Here is an 18,115-nt window from a genome sequence, read left to right as displayed (position 1 = left end):
CTGTTACGTTTTTGAATGCATAAATTTCTATCATATAATAAGGACTAATAGTACATGGCCGACCAATTGATTTCTTCTTCAGTTTCCAAAGAAGAGGCTATTGCCAAAATTATGGATCTGCTTCAGGAAAATTCTGTAGAATTTGTTGATTTCCGTTTTACGGATCCACGGGGAAAATGGCATCATACCACACAATATGTATCAACCATAGAGCCTGATATTTTTGAGGATGGCATTATGTTTGACGGTTCTTCCATCGCCGGATGGAAGGCGATTAATGAAAGTGACATGATTTTAATGCCTGATCCATTTACAGCAGTTATGGATCCATTTACGGCGAAACCCCAGCTTATTCTTATTTGTGATATCATTGATCCTGCAACGGGAACCGCTTACAATCGTGATCCTCGTTCCACTGCGAAACTGGCTGAACAATACCTAAAATCAACAGGAATTGGCGATACGGCTTATTTTGGGCCAGAAGCAGAATTCTTCATTTTCGATAATGTCAAATTCGGTGTCGGTTCCAATTATGGTATCTATCAACTCGATAGTATAGAAGGCCCTGATGCAAACCTAAAAGATTATCCCGAAGGAAACATGGGACATCGTCCTCGGGTGAAGGGAGGCTACTTTCCTGTTCCACCTGTTGATACGGAAAATGACTTGCGTGCAGAAATGCTTAGCACGATGGGTGAGATGGGATTGCCTATCGAAAAACATCATCATGAGGTTGCCCAGTCTCAACACGAATTGGGAGTGGCTTTTGCCACCCTAGTACGTTCCGCTGATTTTATGCAGATCTATAAATACTGCGTTCATAATGTTGCAAATTCATATGGCAAAACTGCAACATTCATGCCAAAACCAATTTATGGTGATAATGGCACTGGTATGCATGTCCATCAATCTATCTGGAAAAACAACACTCCAAATTTTGCAGGAAATGGCTATGCCGACCTTTCAGATCAAGCCCTGTATTATATTGGTGGAATTATTAAACATGCAAAAGCGTTAAACGCTTTTACAAATCCATCCACCAATTCATACAAAAGATTGATTCCAGGATTTGAGGCTCCTGTCTTGTTAGCCTATTCGGCTCGCAACCGTTCCGCCTCCTGTCGCATTCCATATGTGACCAGTCCTAAAGCAAAACGTGTTGAAATCCGTTTCCCCGATCCAACAGCAAACCCGTATCTCGCATTTGCGGCAATGCTAATGGCTGGAATTGACGGCATCAAAAACAAAATTCATCCTGGTGATGCAATGGACAAGGATCTTTACGATCTACCTCCTGAAGAACTTAAAGAAATTCCAACCGTATGTGGCTCTTTACGTGAAGCATTGGAAGCTCTTGCAGCTGATCATGATTTCCTATTGGCGGGAAATGTATTTACTCAGGACCAGATTGACAGTTATTGCAAAATCAAATGGGAAGAAGTATATCGCTTCGAACACACGCCTCACCCTGTCGAATTTGATATGTATTACTCAGTCTAAAATTTAAATAAATATCCTTGCTGATCTTTAATCAGTCATTCCTACAGCAAGGATATAAAAAAAACGAACTATTAAATTTTTAAATGTCAATTAAAAAATTATTATTTTAAAAATTTAAATAAAATCACAATTTAAAAATAATAACTGATTCTATCAATTTTTGTAATTTTATTACCAATTAGAGCCCTAAAACTGTTCAATTATAAATTGAATCAAATAAATATCACAAAAAATTGATTTTTTTATCAAAAAACTTAACAAAAATCATTTTTTACACTAGCATTATTAATGTTCACATATTATTTATCATATAATGAATTTAAATCATTTAAATAATTCTAAAAAGGTGTATAAAATATGAAATTTTTACTTGATACAGCTGATGTAGAAGACATTAAAAGAATTTGTGCGATGGTACCTGTTGATGGTGTTACAACCAATCCCGGTATTGTTGCAGCAAGTGGCAAGTCCGTTTTCGATTTGTTACCAGCCATCCGTGATGCAATGAGTGGAAAGGGAATGTTGCTTGCTCAAGTTATCTCTCCAACTGTAGAAGGTATGATCAAAGACGCTCATACACTGACCTCTCGTGTAGAAAACCTTATTGTTAAGGTTCCTGTAACCCCTAACGGTCTGGTTGCCATCAAAGAATTAACCAAGGAAGGCATCCCAACCCTGGGAACTTCAATCTATGGTGCCGCTCAAGGATTTATGGCGGCTTTGGCAGGTGCCAAATATCTTTCCCCTTATGTCAGCAGAATTGATGCACAAGGTGGAAATGGCCCCGAAACCGTTAAAGAATTGCAAAACTTGATTTCCCAACACAAACCAGATGTTGAAATCGTTAATGCAAGCTTCAAAAGCCCCCGTCAGGCATTAGAATGCATGATGATCGGATCTGCTGGTATTACCCTGCCACCAAGCATTTTTGATCTTTTCATTGCTGATCCAGCAGTTCTTGCCGCTGTAACTGAATTTGGCAACCAATGGTTCAAGGCTTTTAACCGTCACACACTTGACTAGTACAAATAACTTTCTATTTCATTGATCTGACACAATTTTCATTTATAAGGCACTTTATTGAGTGCCTTATATCATTATTATAGCTCTCTATATAATTTCATTCCTGTCAGATCTTTTATTTGTCTTTCAAGAATTTCATTATATCGATTCAGAACATCATCCTCATTTACAATACCCATTATTTCATAATTGTCGGTTCCACGCACAACAATTAGCCATGGGCATTCATGTATGTCATCAAAACCATCCATCATTTCTTTGATATTCATACCCGGGGTCAAAACCCGATTTTTTCTGATTGCAAGTTCCCCGATTTGTTCTTGATAATGAACTAAATTCTCAAATATATCTTTTAATTCGACCAATCCTGCATATTCATTCTCCTCATTCTTTAATATTAATAACTCTTTATGATGAAATTGCAGCGAATGTATAACCTGATTAAGAGGTAAATTATAATCAAGCGTAAAATCAACAGGTTTCATCAATGTCTGTGCGGTCGTTCTCGTCAATCCACTGATATCCAAAGCTGAGCGAATTTTTTTTCCACTTAAATGGAAACGCCAGGTTGCAAAGGAATATCCAAATATTTTTCTCACTGTAACGATAGCCACAATAACAGCTAAAATAATCACACTTGTCATAGAATAACTTTGCGTCATATCAAGAGATAAAAACATCATGCTTAAGGGACCGCCAATAATACTCGCCGACATGACCGCCATCCCTATTGCCGCATATACAAGAGGGGAAAATGTATGAATCCCTAGATATAATACAATATTGCCATAGACAATTCCCGCTGTTCCACCAAGCATCATTGAAGCAAAAAACAATCCTCCCCTAAATCCCACTCCCAGGGAAACGGATGAGGCGATTGCCTTTAAAAACAAAATAAGAACTGCCAATTTAAAGGCAATACCATGATCCAAGACAACCCAGAGAAAACCATGACCAGATCCCAATACAGCAGGGGTCAGGATACCCATCCCTCCCACCATCAGGGCTCCAGCAACCAGTCCATAAATTTTCGGAATTCTCAATTGATTTATATAAATTTCAATACGTGTCGCCCCATACATGACCATAATGGCAATGATTGCGCAAATCAGTGAAAAAATACATACAATTCCATAATCAATATAATGGATAGAATCCGGAACAATATGAAAAACGGGTCCTGCACCACCCAAACAATGAATCATTATATATCCAGACATTGCAGCAATCATGATATAGGGGAAATTTATAAAATTATATGAGGCTAAAACAATTTCAAATCCATAAAAAGCCCCTCCTAAAATCGAGTTGAAGGCTGCACCGATGGCTCCTGCCGCTCCACAGCCAACAAGTATTCTCAATTTATTCTGTCTAATTTTAAAGAAGCGTCCGATTTTGGATGCTGCTGCGGCACTAACCTGTGTATAGGCAGATTCCAATCCCAAGGAAATACCGAACCCATTGGACAAAAGGGTCTGCAGCGTTAAATAAAAACTGTCTTTGACAGAAAGCTTACCACCGTATAATGCATTTGCTTCAATTATATCTGCAATTTTTGCACTGAAAAATTGACCCATATAATAACGGACAAGGAATAAACCTATCGCTCCAATCAGGGGAATACATATACAATACCATGGATTAACGTAACTTAATCCCGACAAATGACCATTTCCATCCAAATGAAATAAGAATTTGTGGAGAGTAAGGGACATAATATTTAATAGCTGAACTGAAATTGCCCCAATGAGTCCACTGCAAAACGCAAGAATAAAAAAATATACATTTTGCTTGAATATTAATCGCTTAACTTGTTTTAAATATGGGTTATTTGCGTTAATCATCATTATTTGTCATTTAAAGGAAAATTTTTTATTATACGAATATATTATAATGAACGAACAGTTGATTTTTATTTATAACTATTTTCATCTTGATCATTCATGCCTAGTATAATTATAGATATACATCTTGTATCGATGATTGATCCATTTTTTAATCGGCCATATTTCATAAAGAATTAATTTCATATGACACAAACGCCAAAACGATATGTTAAATATTTCATTTTTTTCATCTGCTTTCCTTTTTTATTTGCATGTGCATCCAAAAAACAGCAATCAATTCTCGAGCATGTCCAAAATGAATATAAAAACATAGTTAACTTGAATGAGCGTTATATGCATAATTTTTATGGTAAAGCCGATCCAGCCTCATTTGAACGGCTCAAACGGTATCGTTATGAGGCTTATCAATCTATAATAAACCTTCGATCAAGATATGACAAAACGAAGCCCCTACCCCAAGCCGAAATTCAAGAATCAAAAAAAAGGCTTGATATCTATCGATCATATCTCAATGCATTGGGCGCCACTTCTGCAACAAAAGATAATTTACTTGGGTTTTAAAGTATCAAGAGCGGCTTGTAATATATAACTCGCAGCCATTTTATCTACAATTTCATCCCTTTTTTTCCTGCTTAAATCCGCTTCATTAATCAAAAAGCGGTTAACTGCGCTGGAAGACAACCGTTCATCCCACAGACAGGCCGGAAGACCACTCATATTAGAAACAGCCATAATCCAATCTTTAGCTGCTTGTGCTGCAGGCCCAAAGTCCCCATCCAGCGACAAAGGTAATCCGCAAACAAGACCCCCAACTTCTTCTTTTATAGATAATTCTTTCAAGTACTGAGCAAAAACTGATAGTTTCCCTCTTTTTACAACAGAAAAAGGGGAAGCAAGCATCAGGGTTATATCGGATAAGGCTAACCCAATTTGTTTTTTACCAGGATCTATTCCCAATAAACGATAATGTCTGGGTAAACCGGCCACTAAATCAGATAAACTGTTATAAAGCATGTAATCAATATGTTAGAGAAATATAAGGGTGAATTGAAAAGATAAATCTACAAAGTTTCATCTATCTTTTCCAATGTAAATTACATTTTATTATAAAATATTCCTTTTTATGGTCAAATAAACTGTAATTACTCCTCATTCATGAAAGCATTAATATATGTCCATTTCTCTTCCCTCTATGATGCAAGCGGTAACCTTTGATCAACCGGGTAATCCAGACGTTTTGAAATTATCCAGTATTCCCGTTCCCGTACCAAGAAGAAATGAAGTTTTAATAAAGGTTGAAGCTGCCGGTATCAATCGTCCTGACATCGTTCAAAGACAGGGCAATTATCCGCCTCCCAAAAATGCAAGTCCACATTTGGGTTTAGAAATAGCAGGAGAAATTGTTTCATCCCCGTCAAATTCCCATTTTTCCATCGGAGACAAAGTTTGTGCATTAACAAATGGTGGTGGATATGCACAATACTGTTCTGTTCCCTACGTACAGTGTCTTCCATGGCCCAAACAATATAACGCTATAAAAGCGGCGGCTTTACCTGAAACTTTTTTTACAGTTTGGACAAACCTTTTTGCAATCGGCAATCTAAAACCGAATGATTCCCTTCTGATCCATGGCGGCAGTGGCGGAATAGGCACTACCGCAATTCAATTAGCCAAAGCTTTTGGAGCAACCATTTATACGACTGTTGGCACTGAAGAAAAAGGGAGTTTTTGTAAAAAATTGGGCGCAACTGACTTTATAAATTATAAAAAAGATAATTTTTATGAAAAAATCAAATCGCTTACGAATAAACAAGGTGTTAATCTGATTTTAGATATTATGGGCGCTTCTTATTTCAGTGATAATATTAAATCTCTCAGTGAAGAAGGACGTTTGGTTATCATATCATTCCAAGGAGGTATAAAGGCGGAAAATGTGAATCTGGGATTGATCGCCATGAAGCGTGTTACTGTTACAGGCAGCACTTTAAGACCTCGTGATACAAAATTTAAAGGAAAAATCGCGCGCGCTTTACATAAACATGTATGGCCACTTTTAGATACCGGAATTATTGAACCTCAAGTTTTCAAAATTTTTCCATTTAAACAAGTCAGAAAGGCGCATCAATTGATGGAAAGCAATAAGCATATCGGAAAAATTGTTCTGGATCTATCACAATTTTCTGATTAATTTTATAATGTTAAAGGGTTACGTTTATTCAAAGGTTTTGATTGCTCAACAGCTCGCCATAAATACCATCCCCCGATTGTCCTGAATGGACTCCATATCCTGGTGACAATTTCCAGTTGTTTGGGTTTAGGCTGCAGTGCAAGATTTTTACAAATACGCCAGCCTTCCCTAATTCCAAAATCATCTTTTGGCATGATATCCATACGACCAAGTGTAAAAATTAAAAGCATTTCAACCGTCCAGCGTCCAACTCCCGGCAGAACGGTTATACGGTCAATAAGATCTTGATCTGATAAAGTTAAAGCCTCTTCATAGCCTGGAACAATACCATCCAGGGTAGCCATGGCCAGAGCGTATAGGGAATCGATCTTGCGAAATGAAAAGCCGCACTCTCGTAATTGATCCGGCCTTAATTTTAACAAAGCTCCAGGATCTGGCAAAGCTCCCGAATTAGCCAATTTCAACCTGTTTAAAATAGCGTTCGCTGCATTTGCGTGCAATTGCTGCCCCGCTATGGCCTGCAATAAGGCATCATAAGGCGTTTTCCTATCGATTTTCAATCGACAGGGTCCTTCTTTATCAATAATTTTTGCTAGATCTTGATCTGTTTTTTCAAGAAATCGCATTCCCTGTTCAATGTCAGATGATGATTTGATCATTAAAATAGTCATTATCTCATATCCAGTTTAATGACACGATAATATATAGAAATAATATTAATTATTATTTTAATCGAAGATTTATTCTTTTTTAGATTACATTATGTTAAATAGATAAAGTTTTAGTCAATAAACATTCCATCCGAAGAAAATTACAGTCGAATGAACATTGGTAGACACCCTTCCCCAATATCTGGCAGACGAAAAGGCAAACGTCATTTATATTGGAATTTGGTTCAAAAATCAGATCGATCAGTAATTCATCATCAATCGGTATGCCATTTAAAACCTTCCCTGCTGGATCGCCCTAAAAATTATAACCATTTATTGAAAGGCTTCAAACTTCTTCGCAAAGAACCTTTCAATAGCAATTTTAGACTTTTTGATAATATTGACAATAAACTTGAGAAAATTATAACAGGTCGATTTTTACACTATTCAATAGATAAAAATACCTGTCTTCATGTTCCTGACCAATCAAAAAAACATCCTTTTTTTTTAGATTTTACCACTTCCCTTTTTTTTCATGGAATTATTGTACTTCTTATTTTTATGGGAAGCCTCTATATAAATCACAAAAATACCAATCCATATGGAAATAGTAGTCAGGGTAAACCAGTAGATGTCGTTTTTCTACCTCGATCCACAGGACAATCAGGATTAAAAGGTGAAGGATATAATGGGGAACCAGCCCCAAGCAAGGCGATTTCTCCCCCTCCCATTCCTGATTCGCTTCCTGTACCTCCAAAAATAGCCTCAGTTCCAAAACCGGATGAAAACCCATCTGAAAACAGAATAACAGTTCCACAACCCGATGCGGAACCAATACCATCCAAAAAAGAAAAATTGAGACACAAAAACAGGAAAATCAATTTAAATCAAGAACATAAATATTTTTATAAAAATATTCCCCCACGGATCAAAAGAAAAACTGCTCATCCCGTAAGATCTCAATCACCTTTTGAAAACCTGACAAACCTGGATTTTAATGAAAATCCCAACGCCTCTCATCGCAGAATGGCAAAAATAAGACCCCAGGGGTCACGTTCAGCCATTAATATGTCCACTGGTCCTCTAGTCAAAAATGGTAAAATCAATACTCCATATGCAGATAAATTTACTATTAAAGGGGTAAGTTCCGATTACAGTGATTTGATTGCAGCCTGGATCCAACAACATATGTATTATCCACCTGATGCTATTCGTAAAGGAGAAGATGGCAGTCCTTCCGTTCATGTCGTTATCAGCCGGGATGGACAGGTTCTCTCGATAAATCTTACCAACTCCTCAGGTTCTGACGCTCTGGATGCGGCAATCCTTGGAATGTTCAGAAATGCACAACTACCCAAAATCCCTCCGGACCTTCCAGATCATTTTGATATGGATTTAAAAATCAATTATATTTTATTGCGACAATGAGTTGTATTCTGCTTTATTTTATATCAGGCAAAAAAGTGTCTAGTTCACCCTGGAAACGAATGGGGAACGTACGTTTTGCCAATCCCGTTACATCATCTGTTTCAATGAATAATCCGCAAATAGTGGCTGATCCTTCAGCTGGCTGAAAACGATATCCAGGCATTTTTGTAACAAAACGGTTAATGGCCGCCTCTTTCTGCATACCGATGACACTGTTATAATCCCCACACATACCCGCATCCGTTTGATAGGCAGTACCCAACGGCAAAATCCGATAATCAGCTGTAGGAACATGCGTATGCGTTCCTATAACCGCAGAAACTTTTCCATCCAGATAATATCCAAGAGACATTTTCTCACTTGAAGCCTCGGCATGTATATCTATCAATACGGCATCTACTGTTTCACCCAACCGATAGGATATCAAAAGAGTTTCAATCATTTTAAAAGGATCATCAAGCGGATCCATATATAGACGACCCATTGCATTGATAACCAATATTTTTTTTTCATTCTTTGTAAAGGAGATATGATAGCCCTGCCCCGGAGTCCCGATGGGATAGTTAATAGGTCTGACTATACGTGGATCCTGTGCGATATAGGTAATCAGGTCTTTACGATCCCAACTGTGATTACCCAAGGTAATAACATCGACACCCGCCCTGAAAAGATCCTGTGCGATAATAGGAGACAACCCAAATCCGTGACTGGCATTTTCTGCATTTACAATAACCTGGTCCAAACATAGTTTAGCTCTTAACATGGGCAATTCTTTTATAACGGCTTCTCGACCGCTACGACCTACTATATCCCCTAGAAAAGCAATACGCACCTTTAATCCTTCTGACTGTAAATAATCTCTGTTTCAGTAATGATCGTTTGTAAAGAACAATCAAATTTTTCAACCGGTACGGTTGATACCTCTTGATAGGAAAAAGCAATACCAGCGGTTTTAACCGTCGGATAAACAGCCAATGTTCTATCATAATACCCTCCACCATAACCCAATCGATTACCCTTCCGGTCAAATGCCAGTAAGGGTAGCATAATTATCTGGGGGTGCATGATTTCCGTATCTGGATATAAGGTTTTATACCGTCCAGGCCTCAACTGCACTTCCGGATACCATAAGTGAAACTGCAAGGCCAATCCCACCGGTGGCGTTTCGGGTAATAGAATACGATATCCCTGCCGATATAATTCATGCAAACTATCCCGTATGTCCGCTTCAAATTCAAGAGGCCAAAAAAACGCAACTTTCTGACTACGAAAATGTTTTTTATGAATATACTGAACAATATTTCGATTTAACTGTTTATTTTTTTTTTGCTGTAAAATTTGATTTTCAATTCTTAATTGCCGCATTTTTTTTCGCAGCATTTTTTTTTGATTTGAAATATTTTGCATCTATGTCTTTTAATAAAAATAAAGAAGCCGCCATAGCCGTCGAACTGTCAGCTCTTCCGGACCTGCAAATACAGGTGGGTGCCAGAATAACGAAACCACGATTACGTCAGCGCCAGCTCCCTTGGAAGAAATTATCGGCCCAGGAGATGAACTTTCTAACGAACCAGGCAGCCTCCGTTATATATTTAGGCTATTTCAATCCTGTCTGCAATAGTCTCCGCCCGTTCGGAGAAATATTTTAATTGTTCTTGCAATTCACGGTTCTTGTTTCTTAAAACCTCAATCTCATGCTCATTTTGTTTTTTTTCCAATGCATTCAATTGATTAGTTATGTCATGAAGCTTATCCGCCATAATCAGGCTTGCCAGAGCCAACAAGCGTCCTTCACCACTCTGGCCCCCTATCTTTCTTATCATATCTATATGTTGTTCAACAATATTGGCCATTGCCTGTAAATGACCTTCCTGCCCGTCCTCACATCCAACTGTATAATTAAAACCATTAATGGAAATTGTTACTTGCGCCATTCTTTCATCTCTAACGATCTTGTTAATTTTATTTTCCAACTAATCCACTTTTAATAATACATCTTTTACCTGGGTAATTAAAATGTCTAAATTTGCTAAAATTTTATCTACATTTTTATTTGAATTTATAAAATCAGGTGAAGATAATTTTTTGTCTAAAAAAAATTCTATTTTATCAAACGCCTTTTCAAGCTTTTTATCTGATGAATCCTGATTATTTCCCTCCTCAGTATTGTTTATAGACAATATATTTATTTTTTCTGAATTGTTTTTATTATCAGATTCAATTGTACTAATGACTTCATGCGTTTCCATGCTATTACACCTTATATGATATCCAAATAATAAAAACCTTTTTATTTTTTAAAGGTAATTATCGATTAAATACTTAAAAAAAGACACTTATCCAAAATGCAAGCCCATAAATTCACTTTTATATCACAAAAAAATATAATTTTCTCATTTAATAAATACACTACTGATACAAATGCATACTTTTTTACCGTCAATCATTTATCCCAATTTTACTTTATTACTTCACATATTAAAAATAATTACTGCCCTATAACTTTCATCTCTCCCCAGAATGCTGTTGCTTATATGGGTGTACGCTGGTGGATGCAACTTATAAAATTTGGCAAACAACTTTTTTCAAATCCAACTGATGACGCACTAGATTGCTACGATAATGCCGGATTGGCATTGGCGGCTTTGAGACTTGGCCAAAGAAAAATACTCTTTAATTCAAAATCAAAACAGTTTAACCTCCTCAAAAATCGTGCAGAATCACTTCAAGCGACTATTTTAACCAAACGTTCAGAAAGTTTTGACTTGACCGAATTAAGATTCTCTTACTTCTAAGTAATGATTATTTCATATTACAAAAAATCACATAAACTTAATTTTACTATCCTTTCTGGAAAAGAATATTATAATTTTCCACTTCTCTAATGATTTGTTTTTAGGTTTAACAATGAAACTAACCCCTCAAATTAAACATATTCTTAATAATTACGAAAGTGATAGCCCAGTAACAAAACGTAATCTTGCACGGTTGTTAATGCACGGTAAACTATCGGGAACAGGCAAACTTATTATTCTCCCTGTTGATCAAGGGGTAGAACATGGACCAGCAAGATCATTCGCTGTCAATCCAGCGGCCTATGATCCTCATTATCATTATGAACTTGCCATTGACGCAGGATTAAACGCTTATGCCGCTCCATTGGGAGCGTTGGAATGTGGGGCTGGCATCTATGCCCATCAAATTCCAACCATTCTTAAACTTAACAATGCAAATTGCCTGAACAATGCAAAAAATCAAGGAATAACAGGTTCAGTTAAGGAAGCTCTCCGTTTAGGTTGTGTCGGTATCGGATATACAATATATCCCGCAAGTGATTATTTTTATGATCAGATGAGAAATCTTCAGGAAATTATTGAGGAAGCAAAATCCGTTGGATTAATTTCAGTCATTTGGAGTTATCCACGCGGCCCCTCACTGGATAAAGATGGTGAAACAGCCATTGATGTCTGTGCCTATGCCGCACATATTGCCGCTCAAATGGGTGCCCATATTATTAAAATTAAGCCACCTACAGCTCATCTACATTTGCCTGAAGCCAAAAAAGTGTATGAAAAAGAAAAAATTGACATTTCCAGTTTAACCAAACGCACTGAACATATCATGCAATCCGCTTTTGCCGGACGTCGATTGGTTATTTTTTCAGGCGGAACCCATACCTCGGAAAAAAATCTTTTAGAAACATATCAATCACTAAAAGATGGCGGTGCAAACGGAGCTATAATTGGACGTAATGTCTTTCAGCGCCCACGTCATGAAGCCTTAGAAATTTTAAATAAACTTGTTGATATCTTTAAAAAATAATAACTATAGTTTGCATATAATATAAAGGCGTTTTATTACATAACTAAAACGCTTTTTTTAATTAATAATTTATTATTCCTTCATTATAGTATCTTCAATAAAAAATTTGGGACGCTTTTTTACTTCCATATAAATTTTTCCGATATATTCACCTATAATTCCCAAAGAAAAAAGTTGCATTCCACCTAAAAAAAAGATTGATATAAGAACAGAAGCCCAACCCTGAACAACATAGCCCATCATTTTTTCAGTCAATATATAGCCAATTGCAATTAGTGAAATAAAACAAGTTACAAATCCAATAAAACAAATTATTCTCAAAGGTATTATTGAAAAAGAGGTAATCCCTTCTAGTGCAAGTCCCAACATCTTCTTCAATGGATATTTTGATTCACCCGCCAAACGTTCACTTCTTGCGTAATAGACCCTGGCTTGTTTGTAACCAAGTAAAGGTATCAAACCACGTATATATATATTACATTCTTTGAATTTCAGCAGACTCTGCAAAGCACGATAACTTAACAGACGATAATCCGCATGGTTGGCAATTTGTTCAACCCCCATTTTTTCCATTAATTGATAAAATAAAATTGCGGTTCCTCTTTTAAAAACAGTATCCGTGGAACGATCCTTTCTGACTCCATAAACAATTTCAAATCCCTGTTTATATTTTTCAACCATTTTGTCTATACATTGTATATCATCCTGCAAATCTGCATCAATACTGATACATATGTCCGTATCAACCGAAGATAAACCCGCTATCAGTGCAACTTGATGCCCACAATTTCTGGATAATTTTATTCCTCTTACACAGGATAATTCACGTGAAGCCAGTATAATTTGCTGCCAACTATCATCTTCACTTCCATCATCAATAAAAAGAATATAGCTATTTTCCCTGATTTTTTTTTCTTCAACCAGGCAATTGAGAAAGTTTTTTAAAATATTTAAACTATGTTTAAATATCTCCGATTCGTTATAACAAGGCACGATCAGAGCTAATGAGGGAATTGTTTCTTTATCCATATTTCACCCCGCTTTATAAAAATCCCTTTTATCTTCCATTCTCATACAATAACATCAATGTATTATTTATTTCATGACCCAGAATTTATTAATAAAAAAACTATTCAAAGTATAAACGATCATTCCAATCAATTGGGCAAAATAGGCTTTTAAATTATAAGATATCAAAAAATAATCTAAGAATATTTTCATACCTAAGAGGTTTAAAAAATAACAAAGTAAAAAAGTTATAAAAAATTTTGAAAACCTTAAAACACTCAATTGTACTGAAAAAGTAAATAATGAATTTAAAATAAAACTTAAAATAAATCCAAAAATATATCCAATAATATTAGCCAAATACAAATTGACTTTAAAATATATAAGAATAAAACTAATGCCTAAAGTTAAGAGGGTATTCGCTACTCCAACAACGACATATTTAGTAAAAGTGACCAACATTATTTTCATTAAAACAGAAATGGAACGTTATTTATTCTCTATACATATCTATATCTTTTTATTAAACAGGTTCTAACCTATCTTTTTATCAAAAACAATCCAATATCGAATTAACAAGATAATGTCTAATTGCCAGTTATACTTATTAACACCACCTCAACTTAATCCAGAAAAATTTAAACCCTTACTCGTTGAAGCCCTTGAAGCCGGACCTATTGCAGCTGTTCAACTTCGCTTAAAAAACGTCACGGACCTTGAAATATGCCAAGCAATTGAAATTCTTAAACCTGTCGTTCAGGAACGTGATATTGCTTTTATACTTAATGACCGTCCAGATCTGGCAAAAAAATTTGAATGTGACGGTGTTCATATAGGTATGGAAGATATGCCTATACAACAAGCCCGACAAATTGTTGGGGATCATTTACAATTAGGTGTTTCCTGTTACGACAGTAAAGACTTGGCAATGCAAGCTGGTGAAAGCGGCGCTGATTATATTGCCTATGGCGCCTTTTTTCCTTCACCAACCAAAAATACAGAAATTCGCACTCCTGTTGAACTCTTAAAATGGTGGTCAGAATTAATGGAACTTCCTGTAGTTGCAATTGGCGGCATTACATCTGAAAATTGCAAACCCCTTGTAAAGGCTGGCGCAGACTTTCTTGCAGTTATAAATGCTGTATGGGGACATGCTGAAGGTCCAGCCCAAGGAATCAAAGAAATATTAAAATCTATAAACGAGGCTGAGCAAGAATAACCATTCTATAATTAGTAATAAAAATAAATCTGCAATTATCTTGGATAAAATTATTAACTAAAAAAATTCGTTTTTTTTCTAATAATACCGACATAAGCAACATCCAGCTTTTTAAGAGGAAGAATATCCAATACGAATTAAATCACTTCTGAAATCATAATTATGAACTGTTAAATACAATGCTGAAACTTGATCAATTGCTGTTTTTTACCAAAAATGATTAAACGAGTATTATGTTTTATCTGTTTAATTTTTTAACGTATATCACGATCGATTTGATTCTGATATGCCCACGCAATGAAAGGGATAGAAATATAGAAAACTATATAAGAAAAAAAATACGAACCTATATTTTAAAATGACTTTCATCTCTTTTATTGCGATTTACAAAATTTCTTTCAATTATGGAACAACATTCAGTAAATCTTGAGTCACATATATGAAACCATTGGCTTGGGGAATGCCATTTACCCAGATTTTATTTCTTTCTCCAACCTTGTTTTTAACTATCAATTGCTGTTTGGTATCGTCCAAGGAAATATATAATGGATCATTATAATAGGTTGTTAGAGTGTAAGTTCCATTATGTTGCAATACCAGTTTTTTGAGATATTCAGGTGAATAACTTCCAAACACTATTGTATACCCCATCAATCTTTTCAAATAAGATTCATTCTGAACGTCCATCAATGAACCATTCACAAAAAATTTAGGCTTTTCCATTGGTGCATTTGGTACTGCAAAAAGCGTATAGGGACCCCGACGTTCAATAATCGATAACAGACCTGTTTTCCGCAATGCCGCCGTATAATCCGCCAACACGATAGAGGCTCTTACTGTTTGATCCAATGATTCGTCAGCATAAACAGGCATATTGGGCACTGGAAATTCTTTAACATTATTGTAAGAAGGAATAAAATAAAGTTTTGTGCTCCCTTTCGTATAATATGTATCAACTTTGGCAGTATGACGGCAATACCAGGATGGGCTCCCATGCCATTGACATTCTCGTTCATGCTCGGGGACACCACTATTGGAACAATTAACTAATGAAAGTAGTCCTATAAAACCACAAATTCGAATTGAAATTTTTTTTAAATAATTTTTATCAGCCCAATTACCAACGTTTAAATGTCTCATCCTGTCAAAATCCTTATATTAAATTCTTACTCTTGCCAGCGCTTAATAAACTTTAGACATAATATCTCTATGATTTAACTTGTAATAAACATTTCGACAAGCATTCAATCATTTATTTCTATCAATAAAACTACGTTATTCATACCCATAATATATTCTGTATATTGGTCACACCTGTTGCCAACATGACCAATCGATCTACACCCATGGCAATTCCCGAACACACAGGTAATTTTTCAAGCGAAAGCAATAATTCCTCATCCATCTCCCAATATTTCATTTCAGGATATAATTCAGAACGACGCTGACGATCGTAAACAAATCTTTTTCTCTGCTCCAGTGGATCGGTCAATTCTTCAAATGCATTTGCCAGTTCCAGACCTCCTGCATATAATTCGAATCGCAAAGCCACCCGCGGATCCAAAGGATCCTTTTTTGCCAGAGCTGCTTGGCTTAAAGGCCAATGGGTCAGGAACGTTGGATTTTGTCTTCCTATATTCGGTTCGACTTTTTCCAATAGAAGACGAAAGAACAAATCTTCCCATGTTTCATTATTCCTTGCATCAACCTTTGCCGCCTTTGCCAATAAGGCAACATCTTCAGGAAGATCAAGCAAGTCAATACCAACATAAATCTCAAAGGCTTGTTGAATTGTCAGACGTTGAAACGGTTTGGTAAAATCAAGCTTGTAATGATTATAATCAATATAAGGTGGCAATAACCTCTTTAACAGCAATTCTGTTTCATCCATAAGATCACCAAGGGAACAGTTAGGTCTATACCATTCCAACATCGTGAATTCTGATGAATGAATATTACCTCCCTCCTGATTTCTCCAAACCCGTGCCAACTGAAAAATAGGCTGATGAATTTCTGCCATTACCTTCTTCATGGAAAATTCTGGACTGGTATGAAGAAAGAGATTGTATTTTTCCCCTTGGGGAGTTTCATATACCGAATGAAACGGATGTAAATGGACTTCCTCCCCAGGAGTTTTGACCAAATAAGGCGTTTCAATTTCCATGTATCCTCGAGCATCAAAAAAACTGCGAATGGATTTCATGATCCATTGACGACGATTCAATAAAGGTAAACGATCGGCTATCGATACTCTAAGATCAGACATAATATTGCAGGGTTCCTTATTATGTTGAGAAATTTATTTATGTCTTTAAATATGTAACAATTTAAATTAAATAAAAGCTTTCCTCTTCAAAGCAAGAAAAAATTCATGACATCAAAAACACTTCGAAATGTTCAGGATTTAATTGATTCCAGGCTAATTGATCAAACCATTAGAAAGCCTCTGCAAGAATTGGAACAGTTTTATGCCACCGCCATTTCTCCTGAAATGGTGAATCTTATTCATGATTTTGAAAAGAATGACCCCAACCCAATCGGTCTACAATACATTCCTCATCCTGATGAATTGAAAATTACCCCGGATGAAATGCATGATCCCATTGGAGATGAAGCATTATCACCAATCAAAGGGATTGTTCATCGTTATGAAGACCGTGTATTATTGAAACCTCTACAGATTTGTCCTGTCTATTGCCGCTTCTGTTTCCGCAGGGAACATGTTGGCCCAGATCACGGTTTACTTAATGACAGGGAATTGATTGCAGCACTTCAATGGATTGAAAAACATTCCAAAATTCGTGAAGTTATTCTTTCAGGGGGCGACCCCTTTATTCTTTCGCCACGTCGAATGAAACTGATTATACAAAAAATAAATAACATACCGCATGTTTCAACCATACGGATTCATACACGTGTCCCTTTTTCCGCACCCTCTCTTATGAACAAGATCTTTATTGAAAGTCTGGACACAGACAAGGCGCTATGGATCGTTGTTCATGCCAATCATCCAGCTGAATTCACCCCTTACGCATTCAAGGCCATTCGCAGTTTGCTCTCGAGAGGGATACCTCTTCTTAGTCAATCCGTATTATTGAAAAATGTGAATGATAATATTGAAACTCTGGAAAACCTATTGAGATCTTTTGTTGAATGGCGGATAAAGCCCTATTATTTACATCAGCTGGATAAAGCGCCTGGCACCAATCGATTTTATGTACCCATTAATAATGGACAGGAATTACTTCGTGCATTAAGAGGGCGCGTTACAGGTATAGCTTGGCCTACCTATGTTCTTGATATTCCTGGAGGGTATGGAAAAGTTCCATTGGGACCAGACTATTATGATCCCGAAAAACCATCCTCGATTCTTGACCCTAAAAATCATAATCATAAAATTTAAATTATATCTTGCAGCAACGCCTAGTCC

The 18,115-nt window shown here is 36.3% G+C and carries 20 protein-coding genes and 1 other RNA gene; 9 read left to right on the top strand and 12 right to left on the bottom strand.

The genetic code is table 11. The features are described from left to right. Window positions 1-111: 111 nt before the first annotated feature. Window positions 112-1,500, top strand: coding sequence for a type I glutamate--ammonia ligase (gene glnA, locus H3R28_RS04655; protein ID WP_370533592.1), 1,389 nt, complete (start codon window positions 112-114; stop codon window positions 1,498-1,500). Window positions 1,501-1,857: 357 nt separating this feature from the next. Then, a complete protein-coding gene (locus tag H3R28_RS04650) occupies window positions 1,858-2,523 on the top strand; it encodes a transaldolase family protein (RefSeq protein ID WP_155571807.1) in 666 nt (221 codons plus the stop codon). 77 nt (window positions 2,524-2,600) lie between these two features. Here H3R28_RS04650 and H3R28_RS04645 read toward each other — a convergent pair whose 3' ends face one another. Further along, window positions 2,601-4,238, bottom strand: coding sequence for a chloride channel protein (locus H3R28_RS04645; protein WP_198209833.1), 1,638 nt, complete (start codon window positions 4,236-4,238; stop codon window positions 2,601-2,603). A 315-nt stretch (window positions 4,239-4,553) separates the two neighbouring features. Here H3R28_RS04645 and H3R28_RS04640 point away from each other — a divergent pair, with 315 nt between their 5' ends. Further along, window positions 4,554-4,931, top strand: a complete 378-nt coding sequence (locus H3R28_RS04640; RefSeq protein ID WP_155565265.1) for a hypothetical protein — start codon at window positions 4,554-4,556, stop codon at window positions 4,929-4,931. Here H3R28_RS04640 and ruvX read toward each other — a convergent pair. Next, window positions 4,917-5,384, bottom strand: a complete 468-nt coding sequence (ruvX, locus tag H3R28_RS04635; RefSeq protein WP_110438828.1) for a Holliday junction resolvase RuvX — start codon at window positions 5,382-5,384, stop codon at window positions 4,917-4,919. The two genes, H3R28_RS04640 and ruvX, sit on opposite strands and share 15 nt — an antisense overlap. Window positions 5,385-5,541: 157 nt before the next feature. On the opposite strand from ruvX, the gene H3R28_RS04630 reads away from it, so the two are divergent. Beyond that, entirely contained in the window at window positions 5,542-6,558 is a 1,017-nt protein-coding gene (locus H3R28_RS04630) for an NAD(P)H-quinone oxidoreductase (RefSeq protein ID WP_232351222.1), read from the top strand. Window positions 6,559-6,560: 2 nt separating this feature from the next. On the opposite strand, the gene H3R28_RS04625 is transcribed toward H3R28_RS04630, so the two are convergent. Beyond that, window positions 6,561-7,229, bottom strand: a complete 669-nt coding sequence (locus tag H3R28_RS04625; RefSeq protein WP_232351221.1) for a DNA-3-methyladenine glycosylase — start codon at window positions 7,227-7,229, stop codon at window positions 6,561-6,563. A 150-nt stretch (window positions 7,230-7,379) separates the two neighbouring features. On the opposite strand from H3R28_RS04625, the gene H3R28_RS04620 reads away from it, so the two are divergent. Then, a complete protein-coding gene (locus H3R28_RS04620; RefSeq protein WP_198209832.1) occupies window positions 7,380-8,636 on the top strand; it encodes an energy transducer TonB in 1,257 nt (418 codons plus the stop codon). A 13-nt stretch (window positions 8,637-8,649) separates the two neighbouring features. Here the strand turns inward: H3R28_RS04620 and H3R28_RS04615 are convergent, their stop codons facing one another. The 5 genes from H3R28_RS04615 to H3R28_RS04595 form a co-directional block, all read right to left on the bottom strand. After that, window positions 8,650-9,468, bottom strand: a complete 819-nt coding sequence (locus H3R28_RS04615) for a TIGR00282 family metallophosphoesterase (RefSeq protein WP_198209831.1) — start codon at window positions 9,466-9,468, stop codon at window positions 8,650-8,652. A 2-nt stretch (window positions 9,469-9,470) separates the two neighbouring features. Then, entirely contained in the window at window positions 9,471-10,043 is a 573-nt protein-coding gene (locus tag H3R28_RS04610) for a 5-formyltetrahydrofolate cyclo-ligase (RefSeq protein ID WP_198209830.1), read from the bottom strand. A 20-nt stretch (window positions 10,044-10,063) separates the two neighbouring features. Continuing rightward, window positions 10,064-10,220: non-coding RNA, 6S RNA (ssrS, locus tag H3R28_RS04605), on the bottom strand. Window positions 10,221-10,228: 8 nt separating this feature from the next. Continuing rightward, complete coding sequence (locus H3R28_RS04600; RefSeq protein ID WP_122124259.1) at window positions 10,229-10,570, bottom strand: cell division protein ZapA; 342 nt, start codon at window positions 10,568-10,570, stop codon at window positions 10,229-10,231. A gap of 39 nt (window positions 10,571-10,609) precedes the next feature. After that, the gene (locus H3R28_RS04595) at window positions 10,610-10,885 is read right to left on the bottom strand and encodes a hypothetical protein (RefSeq protein WP_155569086.1); all 276 of its coding nucleotides are present in this window, start codon (window positions 10,883-10,885) and stop codon (window positions 10,610-10,612) included. Window positions 10,886-10,981: 96 nt separating this feature from the next. Here H3R28_RS04595 and H3R28_RS04590 point away from each other — a divergent pair, with 96 nt between their 5' ends. Together H3R28_RS04590 and H3R28_RS04585 are read left to right on the top strand one after the other, a co-directional pair. Further along, on the top strand, window positions 10,982-11,431 hold the full coding sequence (locus H3R28_RS04590; protein WP_198209829.1) for a hypothetical protein: 450 nt from the start codon (window positions 10,982-10,984) through the stop codon (window positions 11,429-11,431). A 112-nt stretch (window positions 11,432-11,543) separates the two neighbouring features. Beyond that, entirely contained in the window at window positions 11,544-12,458 is a 915-nt protein-coding gene (locus tag H3R28_RS04585) for a class I fructose-bisphosphate aldolase (protein WP_110438822.1), read from the top strand. 72 nt (window positions 12,459-12,530) lie between these two features. Here H3R28_RS04585 and H3R28_RS04580 read toward each other — a convergent pair whose 3' ends face one another. Continuing rightward, entirely contained in the window at window positions 12,531-13,487 is a 957-nt protein-coding gene (locus H3R28_RS04580) for a glycosyltransferase family 2 protein (protein ID WP_198209828.1), read from the bottom strand. Between the two features lie 66 nt (window positions 13,488-13,553). Further along, window positions 13,554-13,928 (bottom strand): GtrA family protein, encoded by a 375-nt coding sequence (locus tag H3R28_RS09055; protein ID WP_198209826.1) that lies wholly within the window; start codon window positions 13,926-13,928, stop codon window positions 13,554-13,556. Between the two features lie 121 nt (window positions 13,929-14,049). On the opposite strand from H3R28_RS09055, the gene thiE reads away from it, so the two are divergent. Next, complete coding sequence (gene thiE, locus H3R28_RS04570) at window positions 14,050-14,685, top strand: thiamine phosphate synthase (protein ID WP_198209825.1); 636 nt, start codon at window positions 14,050-14,052, stop codon at window positions 14,683-14,685. A gap of 402 nt (window positions 14,686-15,087) precedes the next feature. Here thiE and H3R28_RS04565 read toward each other — a convergent pair whose 3' ends face one another. Further along, a complete protein-coding gene (locus tag H3R28_RS04565; protein WP_155569083.1) occupies window positions 15,088-15,825 on the bottom strand; it encodes a fasciclin domain-containing protein in 738 nt (245 codons plus the stop codon). A gap of 139 nt (window positions 15,826-15,964) precedes the next feature. Further along, the gene (epmA, locus tag H3R28_RS04560; protein ID WP_198193324.1) at window positions 15,965-16,951 is read right to left on the bottom strand and encodes an EF-P lysine aminoacylase EpmA; all 987 of its coding nucleotides are present in this window, start codon (window positions 16,949-16,951) and stop codon (window positions 15,965-15,967) included. A 105-nt stretch (window positions 16,952-17,056) separates the two neighbouring features. On the opposite strand from epmA, the gene H3R28_RS04555 reads away from it, so the two are divergent. Next, the gene (locus tag H3R28_RS04555) at window positions 17,057-18,088 is read left to right on the top strand and encodes a lysine-2,3-aminomutase-like protein (protein WP_155566617.1); all 1,032 of its coding nucleotides are present in this window, start codon (window positions 17,057-17,059) and stop codon (window positions 18,086-18,088) included. Window positions 18,089-18,115 lie beyond the last annotated feature (27 nt).

The sequence above is a fragment of the Commensalibacter sp. M0268 genome, assembly GCF_016101925.1.
In the GTDB taxonomy this organism is placed as follows: Bacteria; Pseudomonadota; Alphaproteobacteria; order Acetobacterales; family Acetobacteraceae; genus Commensalibacter; species Commensalibacter melissae.
The sequence above is the reverse complement of the archived record's forward strand: the minus strand, read 5'-3'. Positions and strand labels throughout refer to the sequence as shown.